Here is a 6000-nt window from a genome sequence, read left to right on the forward strand (position 1 = left end):
AATTTTTTTACGTAAATTAACCTTTTTTTTGTAACAAAACGGTAACTTGATACGTCTAATATATATGTCTTATAATGAAAGAAGGAAGTCATTCGTATTATGTAAACCAGCAAGAGCTTTCTAAAAAAAAATAAGTTATGTAGTTTGGAGGTAAAAATGTTGTACATAAGAAAAAGTCTGATAGCCGCACTGGCCGTGGTAGTGGCCTTTATTTCCCTTTTGCCGTTAAGTGCGGTAAGGGCCGCCGGCTCAAGCACTATTTTGCAGTCAAGCTCAGGGCGAACAAACATTACATCGGGTGCAACCCTGGAAAAAATAACCCGTTTTACTACCGATGGCTGGCTGAGCATAAACGTCATCAGAGTAGACCCTTTAAACCCGAATATAAAGGTGGACACAATGATGAGTCCCGAATCTATACAGGTCCTGGCTACAACACAGTCTATAGCAAAGTCAAAGGGAGCAGTGGCAGCCATTAACGGAGGCTTCTTCGATTGGACGTATAAAACCCCAATAGGTACATATGTTGAGTCAGGCACCATAGCCTCGGCTTCAAGCACTTATGACCAAGCAGACAGCCTCATGGCAAGCTTTTCGTTAAACAACCTCAATGAGGTTCTGTATAATTACTGGAAAATAAACATGGAGCTTATTGCTCCTAACGGCAATGCCATACCCATACATAAATTCAATAAGCCATATGACGGCTCAAACAAGCTCACTGTGATAGACGGCAGATGGAGCAGGAAAACTATAGGCACAGACTCTCCTGCAAAGTATGAGTATTTAACCGAAATGATAGTTGTAGACGGCAAGGTGGCTGAAATACGCCAAAACCAGCCTGCGACCTCCATGCCGGAAAACGGGTACGCCGTAGTTACCCGGTATGAAGGAACACAGCGTTTGCTGGATAATTTTAATGTGGGGGATGAAGTAAGCTTAAACATAGCAAGCAGCCCTGATATAAATAACCTGCAAATGTCTGTAACCGGAGGAACCCTTCTTATAAGAGACGGTAATATTCCCGCCTATTTTGCCCATTACTCTCAGGTTTTGGGGGGTACGCGTCAGCCCCGTACTGCTATCGGAAGCACAAAGGACGGAAAAGAGCTGCTTCTTGTTACGGTGGATGGAAGGCAGGCAGGCAGCATAGGCATGACTATAAAGGAGCTCGCTCAGCTTATGCAGGCTCTTGGAGCGACCGACGCGATAAACCTTGACGGCGGAGGCTCAACCACGGCAGTGGCCAGAGCACCGGGTACCGATTCTCTCAAGGTTGTAAACACTCCCTCAGAAAGCTCACAGAGAAGAATAGAAAATGCGGTGGGTGTGTTTTCCACTGCCCCGCAATCGGAGCTTGCAGGGCTTATAGTGGAAACGCCAGACGACAATGTGTTTATAAATACCTCCAGAACCTTTACTGTAAGAGGCCATGATGAGTATTTCAACCCTGTTGAAATAAACAGTGACGATATAGAGTGGAGTGTGTCGGGTATAGAGGGCAGCTTTAAAGGAAATGTGTTTTACCCCTCCTCGGTAGGGCCGGGAAAGGTAAAAGCCTCTATAGGAGACATATCCCGTGAGCTGGATATAACCTGCCTAAGCTCCCCTGTAAAAATCACCTTAAGCAAAACCTCATTAAATCTGCCTCTTAACGGCTCATACACCTTTTCACTGAGAGGGATAAACAAAAATGGGTACTCGGCAAAAATCATGCCGCATGATGTACAGTGGTATATAAGGGATGAAATGGGTACAATGAAGGACGGCATCTTCACTGCTAAAAAGGCAGGCTCAGGATATATTAAGGCTTACCTTGGAAACACCAACGCGTATTGCGGCCTGTCTGTGGAAAAGGAAACGTCAACCGTGCTGGACAGCTTTGAGGATTCAAAGAACAGCTTCATTTCCTATCCTGTTGAGGTACCGGGAGGCTATGAGCTGTCATCGGAGCAGAAGTATTCGGGGAATACCTCCGGCAAGCTGTCATATGATTTTTCAAATATTGAGTCAGGAAGCCGCGCAGCCTTTATAGTGTTTGGCGAAAAGGGCCTCTCTCTTCCGTCAAATGCAAAAAAATTAGGGATGTGGGTCTATACCGAAAATGAAAGCCCAAGCTGGCTTGCGGCAAGAGTAACCGACTCAAAAGGGGCCGAGCATATAGTATATTTCAATAAAGGGCTTGACTGGACGGGATGGAAATACATGGAGGCTTCTCTCTCAGATATTTCGTCGCCGGCCTCCGTGGCAAGGGTATATATGGTGCAGCCCAATCCTGTAGCTGATTCCGGGTGCATATACGTGGATGATCTTAAGGCCGTTGTGTCTTCATATCCTGCCATAGACACCACCAAAATACCAAAGGATACCGTACCTGTGGATGAGTCAAACAAGAGCGTCCCCTTTAAAAAGGACAGCTCCTCCTTCAGGTTTGGAGTCTTTGGCCAGTCCTATGAGCCTAAAACTGATGTTGAAAGATCTCTTGCCGCAAAGATGGCAAGCAAGATAAACAGCGCCTTAGATGCCGGCGCATTCGTGGGCGGCAGTCCTCATGCCGCGGCTAAGTCTTTAAAGAAGCCTTTTGCAGCCACATTCTCGGAATATAAAGCCTTTGATGTAGTCAACAGCAGGTTTATACAGCTCGCTATGGGAAAGGGCGGCCTTAGAAAAACAGAAGCCAACCAGTGGGGCTGGTTTTTAAGGCAATTGGATGAGGCAGAAGGAAGCAACGTCTTTATCTTTCTTGCCGGCTCCCCCGAAACCTTTAGTGACAATTTGGAATCAAAGCTATTTAAGGATACGCTAACAGACTATAAAAAGAAGAGCAAAAAAAACATATGGGTATTCTTTGAGGGCGATAAAAATACAAGCTACATGGAAAACGGAATTAAATATATAAGCACCGCAGGATATGGTGCGGAAGGCATCACTTCAAAAGATACCTCCGCCGCCAAATATGTCCTGGTAACAGTCAACGGCAGTACCGTAACATATGAGTTTAAGCCTATTTCCTAAATTTCTCCTTGTAATATATAAAAACGCAGCCTCCCTTATTTATTCATAGGGAGGCTGTGTTTTTAGGAATTAAGGGCAGACACGCAGGTCTGCCCCTACAGCAATTTATGTCCCCGTCTCCGGCATCACCGACTTTAAATCCACATACGTTCCCAGCTCGGTTAAGACATCAGTCATATTATACTGCTTTAAAAGGCTGACCAGCTCCGGCAAGCCTGCCTTGGCATAATTATTCTTATTAAATACAGCCTCCATATATTTGATAACAGCCTCGGATATCTTTTTCTGGGCAACAAGTGCTCCTGCCCATTCAATCATCGGTATAAAGCTTCCCGCTCCCTTCATTGATACTGTGCTAAGGGAATTCTCCCCAAGCTCAATACATTTGGAAAAGCTCCGCATGGCCTTTTCATACATTCTAAGACCCTTATATGCCCGTCCAAGGGACAGGTGCAGATCGGGTATCCCCTTCATGACACTGTCCTCAAGCACATTTTCAAGATATTCACGGCAAGCGCTGTGGCGGTTTAAGGCCAGCATACACTCAGCCAGCTTTACCACTATGTTCTCCACAAAGTTATATCTCACACCCTTGCACAGCTTATGTGATTCCAAAAAGCATTCAATGGCAGGGTCATATCTTTTCCGCACCATCTCCATAATACCCATGTTGTACCAGTTAAAAGGGTTATCCGGAGCCTTCTTCAGCTCCTCCTCTATCATGCTCAAATTTCTGGCTATCTTGTCCTTGTCATCCATTACCTTTCCGAGATATCCGTAATGGAATATTCTGCACACCTTAGAATCCAGTATTTTAAATTTCATGCGCTCCCCGTTTAAGGTAAGCTGCTCATGTATAGCACCGGCATAGCATACTCCCGGCCTTCTTTTAAAAAGCCTTATCATCCCTATTGCAAATTCAACCATACCGTTGGAGAAGAAATTATAAAAAGGAATTTTTAAGCCTGAGTCACCTTCCTTATCCATTATGTCGAAAAGCTCCTTCCTCTCAAAGGATATCTTTTCATCGGCGTCTAAAACCAGAATCCAGTCCCCCGTCGCATTTTCCAGAGCTTTATTTCTGGCCTCTGAAAAATCCTCCTTCCACTCATGCCTTATCACTCTGACCCTGTCGCCAAAGCTTTTATCGAGTATATCAAGAGTTCCGTCGGTAGAACCTGTATCCACTATTACAGCCTCGTCTACTAAAGGCAGGGCGCTTTCCAGACACTGCCTTATATACCGCTCCTCATCTTTTACTATCATGCAAAGGCTTATTTTCATAATTTTCATCTCCCGTATAAAAACACAGGGGGCACCCTAAAAAAAGGCGCCCCCGCACATTTAAAAATATAAGCTTAGCTTACCTCAGCAATTGAAGCACCGACTGGGGCTGCTGGTTGGCCTGCGCCAGCATTGCCGTAGCAGACTGAATAAGTATGTTGTTCTTGGTGTAGTTCATCATTTCCTTCGCCATGTCAACATCCCTTATTCTCGACTCCGCCGCCTGCAGGTTCTCGGATGCGTTGTCTGTGTTGGCTATTGTGTGCTCAAGCCTGTTCTGGTATGCTCCAAGGGCGGACCTCTGCGCGGATACGGCAGCCAAAGCAGCATCAATTGACGTTATTGCAGCGGTAGCACCTCCAGCGGCAGATATATCCACCGAATTTATACCAAGATCGTCTGTAGTCATACCGTCTATCCCTATTGTTATAAAGTCGATTCCCGACTGGGTATTGGCACCTATCTGTATTGTCAGCCCCGTTGAAAGACCGCCTGCCAGCAAGGTCTTTCCGTTGAACTGTGTACCGTTGGCTATTGTGTCTATCTGTGCAAGAAGCTGTTCTACTTCCTGCTGCAGATAGCCTGTGTCTTCTGTGTCATTGGTTCCGTTTGCAGCCTGCACAGCAAGCTCTCTCATTCTCTGCAGTATGCTGTGGGTTTCGTTTAACGCACCTTCTGCAGTCTGTATAAGGGATACTCCGTCCTGTGAGTTTCTGGATGCCTGATTCAAGCCCCTTATCTGCGCTCTCATCTTTTCGGATATTGCAAGCCCTGCCGCGTCGTCACCGGCTCTGTTGATCCTGTAGCCTGAGGACAGCTTCTCCAAAGCCTTTCCCTGATAGCCGTTGTTGATTGTCAACTGTCTGTGCGAATTCATTGCCGCCAGATTGTGATTAATTATCATAATATTACCTCCGTGATTTTTATTTGGCGGAATTCCTTTTCCGCCATTTTTATTTGGGATTTAAGCCTTACTCTTTCTTAAAGCGCTCTGTTACCTCAGCAATTGAAGCACCGACTGAGGCTGCTGGTTTGCCTGCGCCAGCATTGCGGTAGCAGACTGAATAAGTATGTTGTTCTTGGTGTAGTTCATCATTTCCTTCGCCATGTCAACATCTCTTATTCTCGATTCTGCCGCCTGAAGGTTCTCGGATGCGTTGTCTGTGTTTGCTATTGTGTGTTCAAGCCTGTTCTGGTATGCTCCAAGGCTTGATCTCTGGGCAGATACCAAGGCCAGAGCAGCATCAATTGACGTTATTGCTGTGGTAGCATCTGTAGTTATGTCTATAGTATCCAATGCCAATGCATCCGAATCCATTGTGGCTATGCTTATGGTTATCTGGTCAATTCCGCTGGTGGTGTTTGCCCCAATCTGAATCGTAAGCCCCGCATTCAAACCTCCGTTCAGCAAAGCCTTTCCGTTGAACTGAGTACCATCTGCTATCGTGTTTATCTGCGCCGTTAATTGGACAATTTCCTGCTGCAGATAGCCTGTGTCCTCGGTATCATTGGTTCCGTTTGCAGCCTGTACTGCAAGCTCTCTCATTCTCTGCAGTATGCTGTGGGTTTCGTTTAACGCACCTTCTGCAGTCTGTATAAGCGATACTCCGTCCTGTGAGTTTCTGGATGCCTGATTCAAGCCCCTTATCTGCGCTCTCATCTTTTCGGATATTGCAAGCCCTGCCGCGTCGTCACCGGCCC

Annotated in this window: 4 protein-coding genes; 1 reads left to right on the top strand and 3 read right to left on the bottom strand. The window is 46.0% G+C overall.

The annotated features are described in order from the left end of the window. Window positions 1-156: 156 nt before the first annotated feature. Window positions 157-3015 carry a phosphodiester glycosidase family protein gene (locus tag DFR58_RS01240; RefSeq protein ID WP_114295985.1) on the top strand — a complete coding sequence of 953 codons (2859 nt, stop codon included), beginning with the start codon at window positions 157-159 and terminating at the stop codon, window positions 3013-3015. Window positions 3016-3120: 105 nt separating this feature from the next. Here DFR58_RS01240 and DFR58_RS01245 read toward each other — a convergent pair whose 3' ends face one another. The 3 genes from DFR58_RS01245 to DFR58_RS01255 all read right to left on the bottom strand — a co-directional run. Then, the gene (locus tag DFR58_RS01245) at window positions 3121-4299 is read right to left on the bottom strand and encodes a glycosyltransferase (protein ID WP_170137988.1); all 1179 of its coding nucleotides are present in this window, start codon (window positions 4297-4299) and stop codon (window positions 3121-3123) included. A gap of 79 nt (window positions 4300-4378) precedes the next feature. Continuing rightward, window positions 4379-5203, bottom strand: a complete 825-nt coding sequence (locus DFR58_RS01250; RefSeq protein ID WP_114295987.1) for a flagellin N-terminal helical domain-containing protein — start codon at window positions 5201-5203, stop codon at window positions 4379-4381. Between the two features lie 90 nt (window positions 5204-5293). Continuing rightward, window positions 5294-6000, bottom strand: a 707-nt coding sequence (locus DFR58_RS01255; RefSeq protein WP_114295988.1) for a flagellin N-terminal helical domain-containing protein, incomplete at its 5' end; no start/stop codon positions are given.

The organism is Anaerobacterium chartisolvens, assembly GCF_003337415.1.
GTDB classification, from domain to species: Bacteria; Bacillota; Clostridia; order Acetivibrionales; family DSM-27016; genus Anaerobacterium; species Anaerobacterium chartisolvens.

Bases quoted from the DNA above. Each gene is read 5' to 3' on its own strand.
- DFR58_RS01240 (WP_114295985.1), top strand. From the start codon at position 157: ATGTTGTACATAAGAAAAAGTCTGATAGCCGCACTGGCCGTGGTAGTG.
- DFR58_RS01245 (WP_170137988.1), bottom strand. From the start codon at position 4,299: ATGAAAATAAGCCTTTGCATGATAGTAAAAGATGAGGAGCGGTATATA.
- DFR58_RS01250 (WP_114295987.1), bottom strand. From the start codon at position 5,203: ATGATAATTAATCACAATCTGGCGGCAATGAATTCGCACAGACAGTTG.